18 protein-coding genes are annotated in these 22,914 nt (G+C 66.7%); 4 read left to right on the top strand and 14 right to left on the bottom strand.

Going from position 1 to position 22,914, the window contains the following annotated elements; genetic code table 11:
* Positions 1 to 23 precede the first annotated feature (23 nt).
* The 7 genes from ABFX54_RS09820 to ABFX54_RS09850 form a co-directional block, all read right to left on the bottom strand.
* The gene (locus ABFX54_RS09820; protein ID WP_346103381.1) at positions 24 to 980 is read right to left on the bottom strand and encodes a hypothetical protein; all 957 of its coding nucleotides are present in this window, start codon (positions 978 to 980) and stop codon (positions 24 to 26) included.
* A gap of 122 nt (positions 981 to 1,102) precedes the next feature.
* Entirely contained in the window at positions 1,103 to 1,291 is a 189-nt protein-coding gene (locus ABFX54_RS09825; protein WP_346103383.1) for a hypothetical protein, read from the bottom strand.
* Between the two features lie 192 nt (positions 1,292 to 1,483).
* Positions 1,484 to 2,053: a hypothetical protein gene (locus tag ABFX54_RS09830; protein ID WP_346103385.1), complete on the bottom strand. Its 570-nt coding sequence runs from the start codon at positions 2,051 to 2,053 to the stop codon at positions 1,484 to 1,486.
* A gap of 72 nt (positions 2,054 to 2,125) precedes the next feature.
* Entirely contained in the window at positions 2,126 to 5,362 is a 3,237-nt protein-coding gene (locus ABFX54_RS09835) for a Helicase associated domain protein (RefSeq protein ID WP_346103387.1), read from the bottom strand.
* Between the two features lie 555 nt (positions 5,363 to 5,917).
* On the bottom strand, positions 5,918 to 6,682 hold the full coding sequence (locus ABFX54_RS09840) for a hypothetical protein (protein WP_346103389.1): 765 nt from the start codon (positions 6,680 to 6,682) through the stop codon (positions 5,918 to 5,920).
* Between the two features lie 304 nt (positions 6,683 to 6,986).
* Positions 6,987 to 9,500: a relaxase/mobilization nuclease domain-containing protein gene (locus ABFX54_RS09845; protein WP_346103391.1), complete on the bottom strand. Its 2,514-nt coding sequence runs from the start codon at positions 9,498 to 9,500 to the stop codon at positions 6,987 to 6,989.
* Positions 9,497 to 9,739, bottom strand: a complete 243-nt coding sequence (locus tag ABFX54_RS09850; protein ID WP_346103393.1) for a hypothetical protein — start codon at positions 9,737 to 9,739, stop codon at positions 9,497 to 9,499. The genes ABFX54_RS09845 and ABFX54_RS09850 overlap by 4 nt, the downstream gene beginning before the upstream one ends.
* Positions 9,740 to 10,164: 425 nt before the next feature.
* On the opposite strand from ABFX54_RS09850, the gene ABFX54_RS09855 reads away from it, so the two are divergent.
* From ABFX54_RS09855 to ABFX54_RS09870, 4 genes are read left to right on the top strand one after another with little or no spacing between them, the layout of a single operon-like run.
* Complete coding sequence (locus ABFX54_RS09855) at positions 10,165 to 10,914, top strand: TnsA-like heteromeric transposase endonuclease subunit (protein WP_346103395.1); 750 nt, start codon at positions 10,165 to 10,167, stop codon at positions 10,912 to 10,914.
* A 2-nt stretch (positions 10,915 to 10,916) separates the two neighbouring features.
* Positions 10,917 to 12,941: an integrase gene (locus ABFX54_RS09860; protein ID WP_346103397.1), complete on the top strand. Its 2,025-nt coding sequence runs from the start codon at positions 10,917 to 10,919 to the stop codon at positions 12,939 to 12,941.
* Positions 12,938 to 14,011 (top strand): TniB family NTP-binding protein, encoded by a 1,074-nt coding sequence (locus ABFX54_RS09865; protein ID WP_346103399.1) that lies wholly within the window; start codon positions 12,938 to 12,940, stop codon positions 14,009 to 14,011. The genes ABFX54_RS09860 and ABFX54_RS09865 overlap by 4 nt, the downstream gene beginning before the upstream one ends.
* On the top strand, positions 14,008 to 15,672 hold the full coding sequence (locus ABFX54_RS09870) for a YrhB domain-containing protein (protein WP_346103401.1): 1,665 nt from the start codon (positions 14,008 to 14,010) through the stop codon (positions 15,670 to 15,672). The genes ABFX54_RS09865 and ABFX54_RS09870 overlap by 4 nt, the downstream gene beginning before the upstream one ends.
* A 606-nt stretch (positions 15,673 to 16,278) precedes the next feature.
* Here ABFX54_RS09870 and ABFX54_RS09875 read toward each other — a convergent pair.
* The 7 genes from ABFX54_RS09875 to ABFX54_RS09905 all read right to left on the bottom strand — a co-directional run bounded on the left by ABFX54_RS09875 (position 16,279) and on the right by ABFX54_RS09905 (position 22,796).
* Positions 16,279 to 16,725, bottom strand: a complete 447-nt coding sequence (locus ABFX54_RS09875; protein ID WP_346103403.1) for a hypothetical protein — start codon at positions 16,723 to 16,725, stop codon at positions 16,279 to 16,281.
* Between the two features lie 89 nt (positions 16,726 to 16,814).
* Positions 16,815 to 17,639, bottom strand: coding sequence for a hypothetical protein (locus ABFX54_RS09880; RefSeq protein WP_346103404.1), 825 nt, complete (start codon positions 17,637 to 17,639; stop codon positions 16,815 to 16,817).
* 282 nt (positions 17,640 to 17,921) lie between these two features.
* Positions 17,922 to 18,158, bottom strand: a complete 237-nt coding sequence (locus ABFX54_RS09885) for a DUF397 domain-containing protein (RefSeq protein ID WP_346103406.1) — start codon at positions 18,156 to 18,158, stop codon at positions 17,922 to 17,924.
* Between the two features lie 252 nt (positions 18,159 to 18,410).
* Entirely contained in the window at positions 18,411 to 19,268 is an 858-nt protein-coding gene (locus ABFX54_RS09890; RefSeq protein ID WP_346103408.1) for a hypothetical protein, read from the bottom strand.
* 515 nt (positions 19,269 to 19,783) lie between these two features.
* Positions 19,784 to 20,452, bottom strand: a complete 669-nt coding sequence (locus ABFX54_RS09895; RefSeq protein WP_346103410.1) for a hypothetical protein — start codon at positions 20,450 to 20,452, stop codon at positions 19,784 to 19,786.
* A 388-nt stretch (positions 20,453 to 20,840) separates the two neighbouring features.
* Positions 20,841 to 21,668, bottom strand: a complete 828-nt coding sequence (locus tag ABFX54_RS09900; protein WP_346103412.1) for a hypothetical protein — start codon at positions 21,666 to 21,668, stop codon at positions 20,841 to 20,843.
* 150 nt (positions 21,669 to 21,818) lie between these two features.
* Positions 21,819 to 22,796 carry a hypothetical protein gene (locus ABFX54_RS09905; protein ID WP_346103413.1) on the bottom strand — a complete coding sequence of 326 codons (978 nt, stop codon included), beginning with the start codon at positions 22,794 to 22,796 and terminating at the stop codon, positions 21,819 to 21,821.
* Between the last annotated feature and the right edge of the window lie 118 nt (positions 22,797 to 22,914).

Raw genomic sequence — 22,914 nt, forward strand, 5'->3', positions numbered from 1 at the left:
GCCCAGGACAGCGAACGCCCAGCTCAGCCAGTCACTGCAAACGAGCTACACCCATCGGCTTTAGCCTTGTTCAGCTCCGTCGCGATGAGTTCGACGGCGTCCTCGGTGCTGACCACGTCGCCGAGGACGACCTCCGGCCCGTCCTCGCCCGCGTCGCATCTCCAGAGGTGCCACCGCAGGTCCTCCAGGCCGGTGTCGGACCTGTTCCCGGCACCGATGACCCGGATGTAGGCCGGGGCCTTGAGGGAGATATGGATGACCGTGTTGCAGTAAGTGGGCTTCCCGACCGTGAAGTCGATACCCTCCAGGGCCAGGCGCAGCGTCATCGGCGCGAGGCCCTCGTCGAAAGCGTCGCGGAAGCACTCTTCGGTGGTCGGGATGGGCTCGATAATGTGCACCGTGGCAGCTTCCCGGCGCTCGGACGCTTCGATGGCGCCGCACAGCGCGCGGTAAATGATCGGCCGCACCTGGTCGAGCGTCAGGCCGTCGCCGAGGGGCACGTGCTCCTCGCCGGGGACAGCTTGTGCGCGTTCCACTTCGCAGTGGCCGCGCTGGTCGACGCTGATGGTCACGTACTCGTGCACGTCGGTAGTGATCGTCGCCACGCTGCCCTCGTCGTCGAATTCGACGTTGGGGCCAACCAGCATGCGCCGCAGCTCCGCCATGGTGGTCGCCTGGGCCGGAGTGGGAATACCGACGTCGTGCATGAAGTCCTCCAGTAGCTCGTCAGCGACGCGCTTGGCATCGTCCGCGTCGTTGGCGCCGTGGTGGGTCTGCAGCGCGTGGCCCTTGGTGGACGGCAGGTAGCAGATCACCTTGTACGGCTTGGCCGTAACCGGGGGCGCGGCGAGGCTGCCGTCCAGGTTGACGAGCTGGGCGACCGTTCCTCCGTCTGGGTGGATGCTGAACGGGTGACGGCCCCCGATGAGGCCGTACTCCCAGTTGCGCTCGCCGGGGCGCCAGGAGATGTGGAAGGGCATAGTCAGGTCCTCGGGTAGATACTTAGGCGGCAGGCGTCGATGGCGTCGACGCCGGCTGGCAGCAGGTCGTCGATGTCGGGGCGGTCGATGAACTCGCGCGGCCAGTTGAAGTCGCCGTGCGGTCAGGTGATCTGCTGCCGGTCGTAACCCTCGCCCAGGGTCGGCTCGTAGGCGGTCTTGATGGAACGCTCTGGCGAGCGCGCCAGCACCTGCTGGCCCTCCTCCTGGGCGAGCGTGCGCGGGTCGGTCACGCGCAGCCGCTCGACGTGGTCGATGACTGTGCGGTGGACCGCGTCGCGGAGGGCCTGCATGGCGGGGGCCTGCGCGGCGCCGGTGGTGGCGATCTCGACCTTGCTGATCAGGTCCTGCAGGTGCTAGCAGGTTCGTTGTCAGGGAGGAATACCGCCGTACGCGCAGGCCGATGGTGATCGTTGCGTCGGGAGTTTAGATGTCGGTGCCGGCGGCGGGTTTCTCGCGGGTTTCTGCACGCTGCCGCGCACCGTTCAGGCGATCACGGTGAGCTCAGCCGGGTTGACGTGCGCATCCAGCACAACGCCTGAGGCGGTCTGCCAGCAGGGCGCCCCTCCCGAGGTAGTGGAGCGGATCAGCTTCTGTCCATCGGTGGTGCGCACGACAACGCATCCCAGTGGGAATCGGCTGAACGCCTCGACGCGGGTGGCCCGCAGCCGCCTTGCCTCGCTCATATGCTCAGCAAACGCGGCCTCGACCTGCTGACGGTCCCAGCCCGTAGCGCTGACGTCCCATCCATACGGGGGATACTCAGATAGCTTGGTGACGACTTGGTCGATAGGGGCCAGGGCACCATCTCCGAGTCCGGGGAACTCAGTCCGTTCGTCCTCTTGCCTGCTGGGCTGACTGGCCGGGTCGTAGCGAAGCCGACCGGAGATCTCGTATAGGGTCCGCGGCTCGGGCAGGTCCACGATGACGGTGACCGTCTTGATCGAGTAGCCCTCGTCGGACCAGCGGCTGGCGATGTACTTCTGGGCGAGCTCTGGCGTCATGGCGATCACTTCTACCTGGTCATGCTTGTCCCATTGCATGACGGCGCTCATGTTGATCAGCTTCGCGAACCGGGGGTCGTGGTTGTCGCCGGTGTTCAGCAGTTTCTCCTTCTGTTGGCTGGATCAGGCCGGCTTGAAGCCGACGTCGTTGTGGCAGGGCTTGCACCACGGGCTCAAGCCGTCGTGGGTGGAGGGATTGCGGTAGAAGTCCGCCTTGGTGCGCGTCGTACGGCACCGCGGGCAGTAGCGCTCCGCGGTCGCTGGGCCGACGTCCGCAGAGCGGACATTGCCGCCAAAGTCGCGTCGCCCGGGGAAGGCCTGTCGGCGCTTGCGAGGTCTCCGCTTTGGCGTGCCTGCTCCGCAGGAGAGCTCGGCGAGCCGGGGAACGTGCTTGTTGTAGCCGGTCACGGGGGAGCGCAGCAAGCCGACCCGTGCGTGGAGATCAGCGATCGCCTCGGCCAGTCGCCGGCTGATGCGCGTCGGGTGCAACTGGAGCCCACCGGCGTAGCCGAGTTCGCGCGAGACCCACATGCGTCCAAAGCCCCGGGAGCGCAGATCCTCCAGGAGAGCCAGGGTGGGGCCGATGTCAACGCGTTCGTTGTCGGCGCTGGTGGTCCGTCCCCGGCTGCCGACCCGGGTGGCGCGAGACCGACACTCTTCCACGGTGACCGTGTGCAGTGCTTCGGCGTGGACGCGTTCGATCTCATCGCAGTCGCCCTTGAGAAGCGTGCGCACCACGCCGAGGGGGACGCCCGCGGTGACGGCGATGGCGGTTCGCTTGGCACCGGCTGCCTCGATCGTCTGGAGCCGCCGCGCGATCGGACCGGCGGGCACGGGGTCCTTCATCTGACGCTTTTGTGCCAGGTAGTCGCGGTCTTTGGCTCGCCGCGCGTCCAGGCACTGGGGACAGGGGCAGTGTGCGGCGATACCCTTGGCAGTACCGTGAGCGTGCCCGCCGAGGTCGATCGGCTCGCCGTACTCCACGCGCGTCAACGGCACTGTCCAGCGCCAGCCGGGCAGGGCCTGCAGCCACTTCTGCAGCCGCGGATCAAGGCGGTCTCGGTGGTAACGGTGGCGCTGCAGGGAAGCCCACTGGCCCAGATGGATCGTGCCGTCGGGCAGTTCCTCTACGTGGCTTGTCGGGGGCACGGCGTGTCCTTCGCGCCGCGTGTAGGCCACCAGCGCCGAATACGCGAGCCGCCACTGGGTTTCGAGCACCTCCCATCGGAAAGTCGGCTCGCCCTTGCGGCCCCGTGGCGTGGCGGCCACGATTTCTTCGGCAAGGGTGGGGTGCAGGCGGCCGGTCAGTTTCCGGCGCCGGATCGCCCACACCCAGCGGCCCAGCGGAAGGTCGCCTTCCTGATGGTCCTCGGGAACATCAGCGTGGTGCTCGAACTCGCAGAACAGGCGCAGCGCCTGGATCATCGCCACGTCGTCGGCCGGCAGATCGGCTTCCCACGACCAGCCCGGCAGCGCGGCGAGCTGGTGGGCGCGCTCTTGGCCGAGCATGTCGTCGCGGTACAGCTGACGCTGCAGAGCGACCCACGGTCCCAGATGATGCCGTTGGCTTGTTCTCCAGCCGGTGTAGATGGACGGCTCGGCGGGATCCTGGCGAAGCGATCCTCGTTCGTCGGCCAGATTGGCCAAAATCTTGAACGTCTCTTGCCAGTAGCCGTCGGTGCGCTCCCAGGTCCAGCCGGGGACCTGTTCGAGCAGCTGCGCTCGTTCGATTGGCAGCCGCCCGGCGCGGTGAGCGGCGCGCTGTTGCTCACACCAGGGCCCGAGCGGGGCGCCCATCCACTTGCCGTTCCACGGCAGCAGGCAGCTGTGGTGCTCGTCGGCGAAGTTCTGCAGTAGTCCGTAGAAGTGGGCCCAGCGTGAGCCCACCTCCTGCACCAGCCGCAGGTGGATGGGCCGCTCGTCCACGCCGTCGGGCAGGACGAAGTTGATACGGCTTAGGGACAGTTTGCCGCCGAGGCCGGAGCGAGCTTGCCGGCTTCGAGCCTGGTCCAGTTCCTGCGCCAGTCGTTCATCATGCGCGCGCAGTGCTCGCACGACGGTCCAGACGTGTGCGAAGGAGGAAGCCATCAGGGCGCTGTCGTCATCGCCGTCGGCTGGCAGCGCGACCGGGATGACGATTGTGCCGACCTGCTTGCCGGGCGCCGGCCGCAGCACCCGGCCAACGGCCTGGATGATGCCGGAGCTGCGGCTGCGGGGATCGGCGGAGGCGAAGACCACCGCGTCGATGGCGGGGACGTCAATGCCTTCGGCCAGGCAGCGAGCGTTGGAGACCACGCGGACGTCGTCGCCACCGTCTCCAAGCCAGGCGAGGGTTCGCGCGCGCTCGTCGCTGGGCATTGAACTGTCCAGGTGCCGAGCGCCCACCCGACGGTCGTCAGAGGTTCGCTGCCCCTCCAGCGCTTTGGCGAACGCTGAGGACTTGGCCACCCGCCCGTGAAAGGTGACCAGGCGGCGCAAGCTGTGTTGCTGAACAGCCGCCAGGACCGTGGCGGGCAATCGACCAGCGCTGATTTCGCCCTGGCTGTGGACACCGGCTCGTTCGCCCAGGACCACGACCTGGTAGTCGCATAGAAGGCGGCGCTCGATGGCCTCAGCGAAGGTGAGCCGGTGCGCCACAGGCCCGAACAGCCGCCGGTCGCTCATGGACAGCACCTGCTCCTGCGAGGTGATGTACGGGGTGGCGGTCATGCTCAGCCGCTGACGGGCGTGGATGGCGTGCGGGTTGAGCGCCAGACGAAAAGATTCCCGGGGGTTGCCAGCCAGATGATGGGCTTCGTCCGCGACAAGCAGGTCAAAACCGGCATCGCGCTCCTGGATTTCGGCGATGCGCTGCGCTTCTGCGATCACGGGCAATGAGTGATAGGTGCAGAAAACCACGACGGGTTGCTCGGTGTCCGTACGGGTCAAGAAGTGGGCGACATGTTTCGCCGACGTCGTCACCGGCGTCCGGAAGGTTGGCCAGGTGTCGAGCTCGACCTGGTCGACGTGTCCGCGCTCTTCGGCACCCTCCGCAGTTGATGGATCGGAACAGACGATCAGTGACTGGAAGGAGGTGGTGGCCACGCGTCGCCATTCACGAAGCGTCTGCGCGATCAGGGCCAGGGACGGCACGAGGACGAGGGTGCTGCGCGCTCGGGTAAGCTCGGCGGCCCACCGGCCAACGAAGGTTTTGCCGGTGCCGCACGCCATCACCAGTTGGGCACGATCATGCTCGGCGAACGCGTGGCTGAGGGCCGCGAGTGCCTGCTGCTGGTGCGGCCGAGGGATGAGCGGCTGCTGCTGGCGGTTAGCCCGGGAAGGAGGTGTCGTGCCTGTGTCGAGAACAAGGAGATCGCTCAAGGAAGGTGTCCTTCATGTGCGCGGCCGAAGCCCGGCGTTGGGTGATCGGTTCTGTCGGCACCGGGGTCAGGTTGGCGGGCGGTGCTCGGGGTGCCCCCGGTCTGTGGGCGTCGGAGGTTGGTGCTCTGTGCCGAAGACGTCATGGGGTTCAGGCGGTAGGTACGACGGCAGCACCGCGCTACGGCTCATCGGGTAGAGGAGCAGCCCCGCGTTGTGAGGCCGCGTGGGCCGGAGCATCAGGGCGTGCCGCATCGCCGCCCCGACGTTGGCTATCCATCGAGCACGCGGCGTGGCCGTTCAAAGTTCCGTAAAGCAGAAGGTCAAGGGGCGCGCTCACGGACGTGGCTGCTGGCCCGAAACCGTGCAAGGCGTGGAGTGACGGTGAACGCCCAGATGCCCTATTGGGCGCGACCGGTTCGTGGTGATGAGCGGGTCGCACATCGCGTCAAGCTGCGCTCTCGCGCGCGACAGGGCAAACCACGAAATCGCGGACGGACGGAGATCGTCGGGCGCGCGGCTCTTCAGCGGCCGCGCAGAGCTTGCGCGGCCGCCACGTCAACGAGAGGTTTCCGGCGAGCCGAGCCGACTGCCGGCGATGGTCCGCACCGCCACCGTGGCGTGCCGGTGGCACCCCAATTCCTCGCTTCCCAAGCCCTCACCCCCGGGATCGGGCAGATACACCCACACATCCCCCGACCGGTGCGGATCGCACGGCAGATCGTCGTCTACCACAGCCAACTGTGCCAAATCGCACACGTTTCCGTAGCGGACGGCGTCAGCAATCTCCAGCCGAGCCGCGGCCACCGCGTCGATGGACCGCTCGACTCTGCGCCTTGCCGCCGGCCCGATTGGCTGATGCCGCGCTCTGAGGGCGTCCTCGAGTTCGGCCCGCAGCGCGTCCATGCTCGCCTGGACCTCGAGCAGGTAATAGGTCATATCGTCGTCCGGCCGGTCGAATGCCTCGGCCCGACGCACCGCAGCGTCGGCGGGAACTGCGTGCGGACCCAGTTGCCCGGGCTGCAGCGTCCACCTTTCCCGCATTTGCAGGACCCGCACGCCGGCCACACGGCGTGTCACCCCTTCCGGCAGCACGTCGGCGACGAAGACCACGGGCTCTCCGCGCGCGGCAACGGCACCATCGGCGTTGGCAGGCAGAACGGTGAGCCCGGCGACGAGTACCTTCGACTTTTCGCGGTCCAGGTCGGCGCCGGGCTCGATCTCGGCAGCGCTTAGCACGACCGGTGTCGTCGCATCGACGACGTTCGCCAACTCCGCCAGTTCGCCGGCGGTGGTGATGATGCGATGGCCCTCCATGCCCATTGTTTGTACCAGGTAGGTCGGTCATCGCCCGGCTCGCCCGCAGGGATCACCGGTGTGCTCGCCCCTTGCTGCCGCGCCTGTCCATGCCGGACCCGAGTGGGGCTAGCAGAGCCTGTGTCCTGCTCCGCTGTCGCTCTGGCAGCGTTGGGCACCTGTGGTGAAACGCGAACTTATAGCCAAACTCAAGGCACGTACCGGGAGGGAACAGCAACAAGATCGTGACATTGTCGCGTGGCGGTTTATCGACCGACCATCCACACGCGGGATCGCGATCTGGTCTCATCGGCGCGCCGGCTGACGAATATCACCGTCGGTGCGGCTGTCGGGCGTCCGGACGACTCGAACCGGGGTGAGCGGCCGAGGTGCGTGGCGTCACTGCTGTAGCAGCAGGCGCCGGTTGCCCGGGCTGTGCCCTCGGCCGGTGCGTCGTGTCATGGAGTTCCGCAAGTGCGTCAGCGGGGATGGCGACGCGATGCTGCGCCTGTCCAGCACTTCGTCCTGGCATGGGTGTGATCACCCCCCGGCTCTGCAACTTCGCCACAAGTTCCGCAGCGACGTCGGGGCGCACCCAGAGCATGCGTTCGAGCAGCGCGGGTGAGCACTCTTGAGCTTCGACAACAGCCAGAACCGCTCGTCGAAAGACCGGATCGTCTGCTGGTCGGAACACGCCGGAGTCGCTTGCCGGGCGTGAGGCGGGGGGATGCACGCGGCTGCTGGCTGTTGGAGAAGTCTGCGTTCCCGATCGTGCCCGCGCTTGTGCGGAGCGTTGCTCGATGGCGGCGGTCGCGGACGCTTTCTCGAACCACTTCTGCAGCCTCCAGGCGAGTACCTGCGCTTCGCTACGCGCCGGGCTGGAGGCATCCTCACGTAGCGGGCGCACCCCCGCGACTGTCTCCAGGACCTTTTCGACGTCGAATCCGGCGCTGCTGATCTGTGCCAGAGCAGCCGCGACTCCCGGCCAGGCCGGGTCGTGTACGACGGCGTCCGGATCGGCGCTTCGTCTTGCCAATGCGACTCGTGCCAGGGCACGCAGTTTGCTGTCCTCCGCCACCGTGCTGGCAGATGGAGTCCCTGTTGGCCGATCGAGCGTCGTGGACGTGTGCCCGCGATAGGCCACCGTTCGGCGGTCACTCTGGTCTGTCTGACGCTCGGCGATCCAGCGCTGCAGCCTCCAGGTCAGGACTTGCGCGTCGCTGCGGGACGGGCTGACGCGATCACGACGAAGCGGGCGTGCACCGGCCACTGCGGCCAGCACGGTTGGCGCGTCATGGCCGAGGCGTTGCAGTAGTTGAAGGGTGCCCGCCAGGGCTGGCCAGGCGGGATCGCGCAAGATCTGCTCCGGGTCGGTACGACCGCTCAGCACGCGCCGGACGACGGTGTGCAGGTCCGTGCGGTTTGCTGCGGCAAGGTCTCGCTGGCTGGACGGTACGGCGGTCAGCAGTTGAGCGGCGTGCTGCAGATGTTCGCTGGCAAGGCGGGCCACGCGGGCGTGGGCTTCGCGCCTTGCGGTCCGGTGGTGCGCGGCGATCGCGCTTACCGCCATCACGGTGGCGACGAGCAGCGCCATCACAGCCGCCGCTTCTTCATCGGCCTGGCCGAGCATGCGGCCGGCGGTCATGACCGCGCGCATGGCCAGGTGGGTGCGTTGCGCGGCTTCGTTGCGTTCCTTCCACGGTTCGCGGCCCAGCCGTTGCAGGTGCCGAGCTGCGATCGTCACTTGGCGGCGCACACGAGCTGGCGCGCGTCCAGCCGAGACGGTCACCAAGTCGGCGAGGGCGGCTGCAGTGGCCGCCGTCCCCGGGCCTCCTTGCTGCAAGACCGTGGTGCCCTCTCGAACTGCCGCCGTCGCCTGCTGCCAGGCCGCGATCTTGCTTTGCTGCGCCTGCGCAGTGCGAGGAAAGGATTGGCCGCGCGCTGCGGCGCCGGTCTCTGGCTGAACGGTCGGGCGCGTGAGCGCGGAGTTCGGGCCGCCCGGGTGGGTCCAGCGTTGACGCACCCGCGGAAGCGACAAGTCGGGAGCGAGCTTCCATCCGCCGTACCAAATTTGCGTGCCGTCGGCGCTCACGTTGCCGGCCAGGGTCACTGCGTAGCCGACCACTTCGCCCGAAGGTGACTTGCGCAGCGTCACCGACATCTGCGGGTCCCGGCCGAGGCCGGCGAAAAAGTCGCTCTCACTGCTGGCCGCGAGCGCTACGTTGCGCACCTTGGTTTCCAGCACTTCTCGACTGGTGACCTGGGATCGTCGTACTCGATGGGCGATGGCCCGCTCAGCACGCGTAGGCGAGCAGGCGGCTGTGCGATCGGCCTCCGCAGTGACCCGCAGACCTAGTTCGAGTTCCAGTGCGCGACACTCGTCCCGCAGCCGGTAGTAATCCCCCCGCAGGTTTGGCCGACGGCCATCTTGACGAACCAACGTGGCGACGAGGTGGACATGGTCATCGGCGTGTCGTATCGCCACCCAACGGCATCCCTTTCGATCTCCCTCGGGAGCTACGCCACTGGCAGAGACCAGCCGCCGGGCGACTTGCGCCCATTGCCCATCGTCGAGGGTCGGATCGCCAGGGGCCACTCTGACGGAGGTGTGCCACACGTGGTGAGGAAGTCTGCCGGCATAGGCGTCGACTGGCCGATCCAGGTGCCGGGCGAGCGCGTGCAGGGCTTTGGCCCGCTGCTCCTCCGGCACGATGGCGGGATCGGCCTCGTGCGTGTCCCAGGCGGCAACGAGGTGAGGAGTCTGATGTTCCTCGTATCGGCCTGGCCCGTACAGATAGCGCAGGAGCCCGTAGGTCTTGCTGCCTTTCACTACCTTGACGATCACTCGACGGGATTCCTGTTAAGCACGCTGTCGGCAGCCGTTTCCACCCGCTGCACCGCTCTGGTGATCTGTTCCAGCACCGCCCGCAACTCAGGCGTTGGCTGTCCGCTGTTGAGCGCCTCAATCAGCTGATCGAGGTTGTCGCTGATCCGGTCGAGCGCCACACGGGCGGTCACGAACTCCGCCAGTTGCCGCCTGCGATCCAGGGGAACCAGCGTCAGCTTCTGCTGGGCAACGGCCACGGCCGCAGTGGCAACGAAGGCGCCAACGTCGACTCCTTCTCGGTCAGCGGCAAGTTGCAACGCAGCGAGTTCAGCATCGGAGAACCGTAAGTTCCCCGCTCGATGAGCACGCGGACCTTCCTCACTACGCTCCCGCCGTCCTGCCACCTGCCACCTCCCCCTAGCGGTCAGAACCAGCGATCGAACTCGATGTAAGTGAGTGAGTCAGATCCAGATCGTAACGGCAAATCTCCCAGCCCGCCCGTTTTGACTGTCTTTTCTACTATCTTGCTCTGCCGTTTAAAGCGACCCATCGGGGATGAGCGCCGAAGAGGGTTGTCTGTTCCGCGCGAACTTTGCGACGTCCGGACCAACCCTGCGATCGCCGCTGCGACATCCGCACTAACCCTGCGACAGGAGAGACCTAACAGAGGAAGATGACAGCCATGACCGTCCTGTTGTCCGATGATGAGCCCGTCTTAGCGAGTGACTTCGAGGTCGCGTACGCGGCGCCGAACGGCGCAGAGGTACGGCTGAGTCTGGCCGATGCATGGTCGCTGGCGCTCGAAGATGCGCTGCCGGTACGCCGGTTCGTCTCGCACAAAGGCCAGAAGCATCTGCCCGGCGACTGGTGGTCGGCGACCACACGGAGCCTGGTCGGGTACGAATCATGGCTGGAGCGCGACCACGTCATGCTGCTCGACTTCGACCAGACGGTGACCGGCATCTCCTCCCAACCGTTCTGGCTGTTCTGGACGACGCAGGACGGCAAGTCGCGCTCCCACGCGCCGGACTACTTCGCCCGGCGGCGAGACGGCACGGGAGTGGTCGTTGATTGCCGTCCTGTGAACCGGCGCCGGCCGCGCGATCTGGTGGCCTTCGCGGCGGCGCGTCAGGCATGCGAGATCGTCGGGTGGGAGTACCGCCTTGAGGGCGCTGCGGACCCGGTGTTGATGCGGAACGTGCGCTGGTTGTCGGGCTATCGGCACCCTCGCTACCGCCGCGAGCAGGTCCTGGCCGCGTTGCTCGAGGTGTTCGTCGAGCCGGTTCGGTTGATCGACGGCGTGGAGCAGGTCGGTGATCCGATCGCGGTCTTGCCCACGCTGTTTCACCTGCTCTGGCAGCAGGAGCTCGCGGTGGATCTGTCGCTGCCGCTCCATCACGCGGTTCCGGTCTCGCCGCCGGAGGTGGTGTGACGGTGAGCGAGCGAGCGGTCAGGCCGGTCTTGCGACTCGGGGATTGGGTGCACTTCGACGGCGGCGAGCACCAGGTGGTGGCGCTGTCCGGAGCATCAGTGCGGCTCCGATCCGCCGCCAGCGCGGAGTCGATCGTGCTGCTGCCCTATCTGCTGGGATCGGCAGGCTTTGCCGTGATCGACGGACAGGCACTGCCGGAGCTGGAGCCGGTTGGGCTGCTTGATGGTGTGCCCGATGAGGTGCTGGAGGCGGCGAAGGAGTGGGAGCGGCACGTCGTGGAGGTGCTGACCGGCTTGCCGCACGGCGCCGAGCCGGGCACGGCGATGCGCCCCGAGTTCGACCCGGCCGCACGCTCGCTGAAGCAGCGTGACCAGGCCAAGGCTGATGAACTGGGGGTGAGTGTCCGCACGGTCCAGGCCCGGCGCGCCCGTTACGCCGCGCAGGGCTTGTGGGGACTGATCGACCAGCGCGCAGTGCGCGAATGGCAGGTCACCGGCCAGGCCGACGCCCGCGTCGTCCAGGCGATCGTGGCGGCACTGGACGCGGAGACGAACACCTCGACCGGGACACGCTCCCGCCTGATCCGGCGGGTCACCAAGGCGGTTGAGGAAGCCTATGGCGCGGGCGTGGTGCCTCTGCCAAGCAGGACCACCTTCTACAAGCTCATCGATGTGCTGTCGACGGGGCGTCATACGTTCGGCTCGGCCGTCACCCGCCGGCAGATGGCGAACCGGCCCGCCGGCCCGTTCACGCCGACCTGGGCGGACCGGCCCGGCGAACAAGTGCAGATCGACTCCACACCGCTGGATGTGATGGTGCTGCTGGACTCGGGCCTGCCGGTGCGCGCCGACCTGACCATCGCGGTCGACGTCGCGACGCGGACGATCTGCGCCGCGGTGCTGCGCCCGGTCGGCACCAAGGCGGTCGACGCCGCGCTGCTGCTGGCCAAGATGCTGGTGCCGGAGCCAATGCGGCCCGGCTGGGCGGACTCGTTACGCATGTCCGCTTCACGGCTACCGCATCTGCGGTTGGTCGACATCGACGCCCGGATGGAGGCGGCGGCCGCCAAGCCGGTCATCGTCCCGGACGGCGTGGTCATCGACGGCGGACGCGTGTTCATCTCCGACACCTTCATGCGGGCCTGCACCCGCTTGGGCATCTCGGTGCAGCGCGCACGTCCCAGAACACCAACCGACAAAGGGGTGGTCGAAGCCACGTTCTCCTCGATCAACACCCTGTTCACGCAGCACCTGGCCGGCTACACCGGCGCCAACGTCAGCCGCCGCGGTGAGCGCGTCGAGCAGCAGGCCGCGTGGACGGTTCCTGAGCTCCAGGAGCTAATGGACGAGTGGCTGATCACCTGGCAGCACCGCCCGCACGACAGTCTGCGCGACCCCTTCATGCCACGCCGGATGCTGTCGCCGAACGAGAAGTACGCCGCGCTGGTCGCGGCCGCGGGCTATCTGCCGCTGGTGCTGTCGAGCGAGGACTACCTGGAGCTGTTGCCGGTCGAGTGGCGCGCGATCAACGACTACGGCATCCGCATCGACTACCGCACCTACGACATCGACGAGCTGGGGCCCTACCGGCGTCAGCCTTCCGGCGTCGAAAAGCAGAAGGGTCTGTGGGAGGTCCACTGCGACCCCTACGACCTGTCCCAGGTGTTTCTCCGCACGCCTGACGGGTGGGTGACCGTCCCCTGGACGCACCGGCCGATGATGAGCGGTCCATTCGCCGACTTCACCTGGCAGCACGCGCGTCAGCTGGCGGCTGCCCAGGGCTTGGACGACCGCAACGAGACCGATGTCGCACGCGTGCTGGACGAGCTGCTGACCCGCGCCGAGAACGGGCCCGCCGACCGGCGCAGCCGGCGCGTCGCAGCGCGCACCAAAGTCGCCGCTGCCAGCCGCCCTCGTCCGCCCCAGCCTGAGGCAGAACCCGTCCCGGACAGCCCTGATGAGGACCTCGCGACGGTGATTCCGTTCGGCCTTTTCGACGCCGACGCCGAAGCTGAGAGGTGGCCGTGAAGACACACCAGCCCGTCCACCAGCAGCACCTGCGTGAGTCTTCCTGGACGTTGGAGGAAGCGGAGGAGCAGCTCGACAATCCGCTGACAACCAAGGAGGGGTGGGCTCGTTTCGTTCACCACCGGCCCCGCCCTCCGCAGTCGGGCCAGGACGGCATTGACGACGAAGCGCGCATCGACTACCTGTCGGAACTCGTCATGGTCAACACGCCCATCATCGCGGAGGTCACCGCCTGCGCTCGGCGGCTGGTCATGCTCAACCGCCGCCAGGTCTCCGCCCGCCGCGGTCTGATCGTCACCGGAATTCCGGGCACGGGCAAGACCACCGCGATCACCGCTCTGGGCCGCATCCACGAACTGGCGGTGCGTCGCCGTCAACCTGCCGGCTCGCCGGAACGGCTGCCCGTCATCTACATCACCGTCCCGCCGGCGGCCACCCCGCGCATGGTGGCCGTCGAGTTCGCCCGCTTCGTGGGGCTGCCTGTCACCCGTTCGGCCAACCTCACCGACGTGGTCAACGCGGTCTGCGTCACCGCCGTCCGCCTGCACGTCGAGCTGGTCCTGGTCGATGAAATCCACAACATCTCCCTGGCCACCCGGGCCGGCGCCGAAGTCTCCGACCAGCTGAAGTACTTCGCCGAGCGCCTGCCCGCCACGTTCGTCTACGCCGGCGTGGACGTCGAACGCGCAGGCCTTTTCTCCGGGCCCCGGGGCCGGCAGATCGCCAGCCGGTTCACCACCATCCCCACCACAGCGTTCGCCTACGGCACTGCGGAACAGCGCGCCGAGTGGCGCGCGCTGATCGCCAGCTTGGAGTCCACGCTGCCCCTTGCGCAGCACGTGACCGGCACGCTGACCGCGCTGCCCGACTATCTGCACCAGCGCACCAATGGAATGATCGGCAGCCTGTCCCACCTCATCCGCGGCGCGGCGATCGACGCCATCCTCGACGGCAGCGAGAAGATCACCAAAGCCCACCTGGGCGCCATCCGCCTCGATCACGCCGCCGAAACGCGCCCCACCAGCACGGGCAACACGAAGCGAGCACGCGTGAGGGGAGCCAGCGCATGAGGCCGCTCTTGCGACGACTGCCCATCGCGGTCCGCCCCGCTCACCAGGAGACGCTTTCCTCCTACGTTGCGCGCCTGGCCGACGTCCACGGCATGCCTTACAAAGAGCTGTGGCGCTGCCTGAGTAAACGCATCCGGCCCACCTTGCCCCGTCGCCTGCTCGTGGCCGAACGGCTCACGGCCCTCACTGGCTATCCGCTTCCGGCTCTCCAGCGGGCACTGCCCGAACTGCGCGATCCGCCGCCGGACTGGTCGCAACTGCGTCACCTGGCCCAATGGGCATGTCCACTCTGCACCGCCCGACACCCAGGAGGCCGCGTCCAATGCCTGTTCGCCCACCACGAGTTCCTCTGCACCGACCACGGCTACTGGTTCGGGCCAGCGGAGAAGGTCGGCAAGGGCACCGTCGAACCCCTCGGCGCCGTGCCTCACCCGCGACGGCTGACCAACCACATCCCGGAACTACCTGACGCCCAACGCCGTCACCAGCGGCTGGTGCACCGCCACGGCTGGCTCCGCTGCTTCAACGGCTTCGAAGCCTCACTCAACCTCTGCGCCCACATACGGCCCCATGGACCGCCAGACCCAGACAACCCCTGGACAGCGCGCCTCGAACGGCTCATCCGCATCGAACGGCTCGGCATCCGGTTCAAGGCCTTCGACGGCTGGCTGTTCATCGCGGCAATCTATCCCGAGGCTGTCCACCTGACCGAGCTGTTCTTCTCTCCCGCTGGGCGCCAGCTCGCAGAGAAGACACTCAGTTCAGGCGATGGCCACGCCATGGCACTCGCCCCTCTCAGCCGCGCGCTCGGACACGCCGGCCAGGGCAGCTTCGATTCCATCAGCATCAACGCGTGGCTGCGAGGAGCACTCGGCACCGAACGTCTCAGGCCCCGCCTCACCTTCCCCGAAACCCGAGACCGCACGGTCGACGGCACACCTACCGAGCGGCTGGACAGCCATCAGCTCGACCGTCAACGAGAAGCGCGCCGCGACTTCAGGAAGCACCAGCACCCCGGATCCTGGCGCCTACCCAACAACTTCACAAGGGAGAATGGGTCGATGATCGACAGAGAGCACGCCGTGCGCCTGATCGAAGAACTGCTCCGTGCTGACCGCGAGACCGTGGATCGTCACGGCCAAGTGATTCCCCTTGCGATCACCAGGGTCACGGAGCACCGCCTCGGCTGGATCGTCAGCTATCAGTCCCAGGCATACCTCCGCAGCGGCAGCACCAGCGATCTGCTTGCCGGCAACGGCCCCTATCTCGTCGACCGCCATGACGGCAGCATCCATCTCATCCCAGTCACCGACTACGTCGCCGGGCTCTGGGAAGAGGACTACGAGCAGCGCATCAAACTCATCGGCTCTGTTGAGAACGACCCTCATAGCGACATCCCGTTCGCGACCGAAGTTCGTGAGGCGCTGGCGGACGGTCGGATCGCCGCCATCCGCCTCCTCCGCCGATGCGCTCCCGGCTTGAACATGGTCCAGGCCAGTGACTACGTCGCCGCGGTCGGATCCGGCAAACGCCCAGCAGCCGAGTTGATCGAACTGGCCAGGCCACCCGAACCGTTCACGGGCCGGCTAGGGATCATGACTATCACGGGTCCCCTCCTGTCGGCCACCGACCTCCCAGGACCCGGCTCGGTCACCCAGTGACCCGGGGCGGCGCCGAAAGTGAAGAGTTAGTCCGAACAACCAGAGTGATCGCTGTTCAACTTGACCTTGCAACCAGCAGCTCAGCTCTTCGGTGAATGTAATCCTCAAGCGGAACGGACAAGGGTTGTCCTGTCCGGGTGAACCTTGCATAGTCCGGACTTTCCTAGAGCCGGCCGCGCGATGTCCGGAGCAAACCCCAAGTTACGAGGAATGAGGAGGGATGCCGCTGGACGAACTGTCACATGGCCAACCACCGCAACCTTCGTGCGCATGTCGCCGGCCGCCGGATATGCAGCGTCAATCCCGACAACCGTGGGCAACGCATCCGGACCTAGCTTGCGAGCCGGGCGGCAATCTCCTCCCCAAGGTCAACACCTCAGGGAGGAGGGCGAAGCGTTGTCGGGACGCTGCGCGTAGGACGGGCATCGGAAGGACCTCAGGGAGAGGTAGTTCGGCAGACACCCGGAGCGTCAGGCCGGGCGAAGCGTCCGTCGCCACCCTTTGCCAAGTGGGTTTCGAGCGCGGCTTACCCAGTGGCCTCGTCTTACATGACGATGTCAGCAGGCTCCCAACCCTGAGCAGCAGCTGTTCGGCTGGGCTGGGCAGTCAGTCACGGACGCGAAAGGGCCACAACCAGGTGAGCAGGCTTCGTTTGTGTGAGGGAGCAGAGCGGATGCCGAAGGCGTCCGTGCCAGCGGAGTCATCGTTGCGCTCTGGAGTGATGCAGCCCGAATAGCTGCGGTCAGCCTCATATTGGGCGCGAGCCCAAGCGAGAATGCCTACTGCGTCGTAGGTGACGGGCCCAAAACTGATCGATGTGCCATAGTGCCCGGCTTTGAGGTCCTGGCGACGGATAGAAGTGCCCAGCGCGCTCGCGATGCGATCGATGTCCGTACGCATCTGTTCGTCAGTGCCCTGTGCGAAGTAGAACAGTGTCACCCGTGGCACCGTTCGCTTGTAGGGGGAGATGGGGATGTCCGGGTGGGTCTCGAGGAAGTCGGCGAGGTCTCGCAGGCCGTTGATCACTTTTGCGCGGTCAGTTGAAGCGGACACGTCAATCCTCCGGGAGTTGAATCGCGTTCGTGTGGCATCGCGTATGTTCGCCCTCGGCGGCCCGAGCGGCGAAACATACGCGGTTGTCGCTATGCGTGATCCGGTGCCACTGCATCTGCTCCTCGAGTGAGCGAGGCCAGCCTTCCCGCGCTCGCGAGCGCGGCGACGACCTTGGCCGACGCCCTCGCAGCGTCCAGGCGTAGGTCGCCATATGGACGCGTCTGGTACTCCCGCAGCGCCTGGGTGCCTATCTGGTAGGCGTTGTCCAGCAGTGCCTGGTCGGTGATGTCGGGTTCGGCAGCGTGCAGCGGTCGAACGGGCGAAGGTTCACGACGCTCGATGTGTTCGATAAACCAACCGGGCTTCCAGCCCCCGCCCTCGTATTCCTGAATGCTCTCCCTGATGCCGACGCGGGCGATCCGGGGATCCGAGGTGACCATCGTGCGGGCGACTTCGCGGGCCTCTTGAAGTGTGGGCCGATCTGCTGTGATGGCCCAGTCCGGGTAGAGGCGTTCGTGCACGTCGGTGTTGCGTGCATTGAGGGCGTACACGTGATACGCGATCTTGCCGGTGATGTCGACCAAAGCTCGACGAACGATGGCGTCGGGTTCACCTTCGCGCCGCCAAATCCAGCCCGGCGCGGCAATGCGTACCGTGTTGCCCCGGCCCGGTGTGCCCGCTGTCATGGAGTGGAGGTCGGGGTTGAACAGTACTTCCTGGCCGCGCTTGCCGAACGATTCGAGGCCCTGCGCGGCGACGAACCGACGGACGGAGTCGTGCGCCTGACTAGCGTAGAGGTCCGGGTCGCTGGCCTTCCCGGCAGCCTTGTCTTGAGCGAGGTGCACCTCGAAGTCCCGGACGAAGCTCAGCAGCGATTCCAGGGCTTTGGTGCCGCCGGCGGTGATGTCCCTCATGGCAGTCTCCCTTGACGCGTGAACGGCCATCCCTCTCAGTGGGATTCGGCGCCTGGATCTCTGGCCCGGTGCAGCCGCGGAGTGGGTCAAGGTCCGCCGAAGGCGTGGCCTTGACGCGCGGAGCGGGTGTGCCGGATAACCAGGCGGGCGCCGAACTCCGCAGTACAGGGCGTTCGATATGTCGGGCGCTGCGGAGGTTGGCTCTGAATGTAGGGCCGTCTCCTCTACGACGGGGCTGGCCCGTTCTCCTGTGTGGCGTGACGGGAGAACGGGCCACCTTCGTCAGGCGTACAGATCGTCGAATTCGCCGTCCTTGGCGCTCTGGACGAAGGCCGCGATCTCGCCCTTGGTGTAGAGCAGGGCCGGCCCCTGGGGGTCGCGTGAGTTGCGGACCGCGATGCCCCCGTCGGGAGTCGCGGCGAGCTCGACGCACTGGCCCTGCGAGTTGCTGTAGCGGCTCTTGCGCCAGATGACCTGGGTGAGGTCGGCTGCGGGCATGCCGTTGTAGGTCTGGCTCATTACTGTGGTTCCCTTCATCGATTCTTTTTTGGAACAGCGGAGGATGCCTGGCTTGGGTGAGGACAAGAACGGACTCACGGGTGTCGTGCGGCCAGGCATCAGAGCGTGCGGCCGGATGAGGGCCAAAGCGGCTCATCTCACAAGTGATGGAGATGGGCATGATGGAGGTCGGCACCCCGTACATGGCAATAGGGCGCTCGCTATTCGAGTCCCGCTGGTGACTACAGGGCGAACGGCGCTAATGATTCTGCGTCACTCCGCCCACCGCCTGGCTCGCTGCTGCGAGCTCCACTCGTGCCAACCAAGGGGGCCGTCGTAGCGCTCGTACGCGTGTTGCAATTCGAGCTCCTCGACGGCGCTTTCGTGGTCCTGCTGTGCGGCTTGTTGGTAGTCGTCATCAGTGGTCTTCGTTCTCTGCCCTCCTGTTGTCTTGGGCCGCGTCTCGTACGCCGCTTGCAGGAGCTGGTAAGCAGCCGTGTTGAGCGCCTCGACGTGTGTCTGTGCCAGTTTCACCAGCGCCTCGTCCCCGGTTTCCGGGTCGGCGAGAGTGAGGACCGTCCTGGGCTCGTCCGTGGCCGGCGGCGTGTTTTCGGCCAGCTCGATCAGAGTGGTGATGAACGATTGGGTGGGGGTGTAGTCGCTGGGGTCCAGCGGAGGACGGCCGAACAGGGCGTCCAGTTCGCGGACGAATGCGGCGGCCGGGACGGGCAGGTCTGCCACGTCCGCACGACCGAACGACCGCTCGGCGCCTCTGCCTGCTCTGATATAGGGCCGGTACTTCTCGGCCAGGTCCTCATCCACGTCGAACTCGTCGCAGAACTGCTCCACCGTCGCTGAGCGGACGCGGTACCCGGACTGGTCCGGGCAGGTCCCCGGGTGGGGGTCCCCGGCCGTTAGAACCCGACGCTCGGGCAGTTCCTGCACGAACAGCTCGGCTAGATCGAAGCGGCCGTGAATCTTGTTGATGAAGGCAGCCAGGCCGGGCAAGTGACGATGTGTGAGTTTCGTGTGCGCGGTCCATTCCGCCATGAGGTGCGCCGGTATGATCTTGACGGACGTGTAGTCGTCGCTGTTCTCTGCGCTCATCGTCGTCCTTTCGGCGAGCGTCATGAGGGGGTGAACTCCGCCCCGCTCGTGGATGCGGACGGCGGTTGGACCGGCCAGGGTTTGATGGAGACGCATGTCGGTATCTGTCTGCGGTCTTCCGCGGCGGGGGGCTTGCTCGCAGTGTCTGTCCGACCAGGCCGAGACGATGAAGTGCGGGAGAAGCCCGAGTGGCAAGGCTCGCCGAAGGCGACCGCGAAGCGGCTTGGCCTTGCCGTGAGGGCCGGGGAAATAAGGCTCGCCCGAAGGGCGACCGCGCGGAGCGCGGCCTGGCCTTGTTTTGCCGGCACCCCTGCGTGTCAAGGCTCGCCTGGAGGGCGACCGCGCGGAGCGCGGCTTGGCCTTGACACGCAGGGGTATGGGTTGACGTCAACCGAGAGCAGAGGGATCTTGCCCTGGCTGCCGCGATGCGCCCACACCTGGGTGGGCTTCATCACGCGTTCTGTGCGGACCCGGACGGCGGTGTTGGCGGTGGATGCTCACCACGACCGTCGGCTACGTGGGCTCGGCTCCAGGTTTTCTCACCACTTCTCGTCGTCTCTTGTGGAGAGTGCCCACAGGCTCTCGGCCAGAGGCCATAGGTCGCGCCGGTAGGCAGCCGGCCACTTGTCGAGGCGGTCGGCGTGCTCCCATGCGACGCTCCCGCGGGGGAGGATCGGCGCACCGAATGACAGGTCGTGGCCGAAGTCGCAAGGCCGATCTTCGATCCATACGACGATGCGGCGTTGCTGGTGCACGACGATGATCTCACGGTTGCCGAGAGTGTAGAAGGGGTCGCGCAGATGCTCGACGTTGGGCCGCTTCTTGATGTCGCCGATGTAGGGCGGGTAGAGGACCTCGGACATCGCGCGTCGGTCGGTGAGGGTGGCGTAGGCGTCCGCTTCGACACTGCCGGGAGTGAGCGTTCGGCCGTCGTGGGCGGTGGTGCGATCCAGGTAGATGTGGCCTTCCTGGTTGGCGTGCGAAGCGAGCATGCGCCGGTTGTCGCCAACGAGGATCACCCGGGCGGTTTCGCCTACGCGGTCCAGGGCGCTCTTGCGGTCAGGGAGCCAGAACGCCTGCTCGCCGGACGGGGCGATGACCAGCATGTGGCCGTACATGGGGTCGTCGCCGTAGCTATCGTTAATGAGATGAGTGGGGTGGGCTTCTTGCGCGTGTCCGTGCTCGCCAGAGGGGTACGTGGGATGCATCGTCTACTCCCATGCGCTGAGTCGCTGGCGCCGGGATCGGCCCCGGCGCCTGGGCTCTCAGCCCGGTGCAGCCGCGGAGTGGGTCAAGGTCCGCCGAAGGCGTGGCCTTGACGCGCGGAGCGGCTGTGCCGGATAACCAGGCGGGCGTCGGGGCAGCGGCTCGGCCAAATCGCCGTTCTGACACCCGTCCGTCAGGCGTACGCGTCGTTGTCCAGGCGCAGGTCGGTTTCCTGAGTGAGCTGGTGCCTGGCGTTGCTGCTCGGCCGCAACATGCATACCTTCTCCAAGGTGTGGTTGCCGTCTCGGCGGAGTCAGGCGGTTCTCCGGTGCGGCGCGCTGACACCTTGTGAAGCGATCTTCTGGCCGGTCCGGCGCTCCTTCGTCATGATCATGCCAGGTCCCTGGTGGTGTTGAACTGGCATGAGAACGCGCGCGGCTTGAGTGGGCTGGGGTCGCTGTGCAGGGACGGGTCGTGGAGGATGTCGTGGGCCCGGTCCCAGGAGATCGGCTTCGGCAGCACGCCGTACTGGAAGGTCCGCACCTCGCGCGTGCCGTCGCAGTAGAACCTGAAGGCGAGGGTCAAGCCTCGACGGCGATACGGGTCTTCGCGACTGGCGGGGTGCACGGTCAATGCCATGAAGGGGCGCTTCCCATGACTCCCGAAGCTATCGAGGCCGCCGAAGGTCTCCCAGCCGAGCTCGACCGCGTGCTTGTGGTATCGCTCGGCCTCGGCGGTGACCTCCTCCAGGCTCAGCTCACGCGGGGCGGGGGCGGGGACCTCGTGAAGCATTACCTTGTCGAGATACATGACGTACTGGCCGTGAAAGTCACGCGGGTTGGCCAGCCATCGCCAGTTGTTCCTTGCCGTGAAGCCGTCGGCGAGCAAGTAATGCCGTAGGTCGCAAAGGGTCTGGTACCACTTCACGATCAGCTCGTAGATGTCGAGCACCACCTCCTCGGCCGTATGCTCTCGGTGCGTGCACTGGCGGGCCTTGATCCAGCCGGGGTGGCGGTGGCTGCCCTGGTTGGTCCACAGGTTCTCCGCTAGGTACTGGAGGTGCTGCTCGAGGTCGGCCACGCTGGTCGGAACGCGCAGGTTCGGCAGCGGCAAGCAGTCGGGCTGCGGGTGGGCGACCTGGATCGCGGTCGTCATCTGCTCGACTGCGAGCGTCAGCACCGGCTGGGCCTGGTCGATGGTGTAGGCGTTGCGGGGCATGCTGGCGGTTCTCCGTTCAGCGGGCGTTGACGATCACAGATGTGCCAGCCGGTGTCGGGCTTTTGGGAGCGGCCGTGGACGTCGGCGAGGGGCGTGCGGTTGCAAGGCGGCCTCCGTTTGGGTGGCGTACCGCTAATGACCCTCGGCTGCTCAGCGTTCGGCTTCTTCGACGGCTTCGCACAGGGCGCGGTAGAGGACGGGGCCCAGCGCGTCGAGCATCAGCCCGTCCCCGTGAGACACGTTTGCCTCGTCGGGCGTGTCACGGGTAACACCGCAGCGGCCCTGATCATCCACGACGATTGTCAGGTGCCCGTAGTCGTAGATGATCGTCGCTGCGTTGTGCTCGTCGTCGAACTCGACGGTGTGGCCGGCGAGCCTGCGGCGCAGCGCGTCCATCACACTCTCACGGTTCGTCGCTTTGACCGACGGGTCGTCAGTACGTGGGCGATCGGATGGCGCGCTTACGGCCTCGCCGAGATACTTCGCTGCCTTCGGGAAGGTGCTGAGCTTCTCGGTGGAGGGAATCACCGGCGGGAGGGTGCGCCTGCCGGTGATCCTCTCCAGAAACATGCAGACGCGATCCAGATCAGACAGGTGCGGCGAGCGGCGAATCTGGTTAGCGACATCCAGCGGAGTCCAACCAGGTGGAAGATCGTCGTTGCCGGGCAGAGCTTCTACCTCGCCCGGGGCGAGGCCGAGGTGCTTGGCGTACTCAGCCATGGTGTAGCGCGCCGCGAAGGCTGCGACCGCGTCAACGAGCGAGTTGTAGCGTGCGAGGATGTCGCTCAGGACGGCCCAGACGACGACCTTGCCTGGGCGGTCGTTCCACCGTTGCTCTGCGGCGAGGGAGATCCGAAAGGTGTGGGCGTTGAACAACCACCCCACCGCAGAGGCGCGGACAGTGAACGTTTGGTCGTTCTCAACGCTTGTGTCATACACCTCGACGTCTAACAGGTCCGGCAGGTAGCAAGGATCATCGCGCGGCAGGTCGGAGAGCGTGCACCGGGCGAATTTCAGCACAGCCCGAACGTCGTCGATCCGGTTGATACGGAAGCCGGCAACGCTCTCCTGGGCCAGAAGCCGCTGCCATTGGGCGTCAGTGACCGTGAGAGGTCCGGCACCAAGCATTGTCATCTCCACGGTTTCGGTCGGGCGCGTGCTTGACCCGCCGTGGCGGTCTCGTCTGGCGCCTGGGCGGTTGGGGGTGCGGCGCGCTGGCTAGTGTTGTGGCTGGCGCAGCAGCTAC

The sequence above is a fragment of the Nonomuraea maheshkhaliensis genome (assembly GCF_039529435.1).
GTDB lineage: Bacteria > Actinomycetota > Actinomycetes > Streptosporangiales > Streptosporangiaceae > Nonomuraea > Nonomuraea maheshkhaliensis.

Bases quoted from the DNA above. Each gene is read 5' to 3' on its own strand.
- ABFX54_RS09820 (WP_346103381.1), bottom strand. From the start codon at position 980: ATGCCCTTCCACATCTCCTGGCGCCCCGGCGAGCGCAACTGGGAGTAC.
- ABFX54_RS09825 (WP_346103383.1), bottom strand. From the start codon at position 1,291: ATGCAGGCCCTCCGCGACGCGGTCCACCGCACAGTCATCGACCACGTC.
- ABFX54_RS09830 (WP_346103385.1), bottom strand. From the start codon at position 2,053: ATGAGCGCCGTCATGCAATGGGACAAGCATGACCAGGTAGAAGTGATC.
- ABFX54_RS09840 (WP_346103389.1), bottom strand. From the start codon at position 6,682: ATGGGCATGGAGGGCCATCGCATCATCACCACCGCCGGCGAACTGGCG.
- ABFX54_RS09855 (WP_346103395.1), top strand. From the start codon at position 10,165: ATGACCGTCCTGTTGTCCGATGATGAGCCCGTCTTAGCGAGTGACTTC.
- ABFX54_RS09870 (WP_346103401.1), top strand. From the start codon at position 14,008: ATGAGGCCGCTCTTGCGACGACTGCCCATCGCGGTCCGCCCCGCTCAC.
- ABFX54_RS09880 (WP_346103404.1), bottom strand. From the start codon at position 17,639: ATGAGGGACATCACCGCCGGCGGCACCAAAGCCCTGGAATCGCTGCTG.
- ABFX54_RS09885 (WP_346103406.1), bottom strand. From the start codon at position 18,158: ATGAGCCAGACCTACAACGGCATGCCCGCAGCCGACCTCACCCAGGTC.
- ABFX54_RS09890 (WP_346103408.1), bottom strand. From the start codon at position 19,268: ATGACGCTCGCCGAAAGGACGACGATGAGCGCAGAGAACAGCGACGAC.
- ABFX54_RS09895 (WP_346103410.1), bottom strand. From the start codon at position 20,452: ATGCATCCCACGTACCCCTCTGGCGAGCACGGACACGCGCAAGAAGCC.
- ABFX54_RS09900 (WP_346103412.1), bottom strand. From the start codon at position 21,668: ATGCCCCGCAACGCCTACACCATCGACCAGGCCCAGCCGGTGCTGACG.
- ABFX54_RS09905 (WP_346103413.1), bottom strand. From the start codon at position 22,796: ATGCTTGGTGCCGGACCTCTCACGGTCACTGACGCCCAATGGCAGCGG.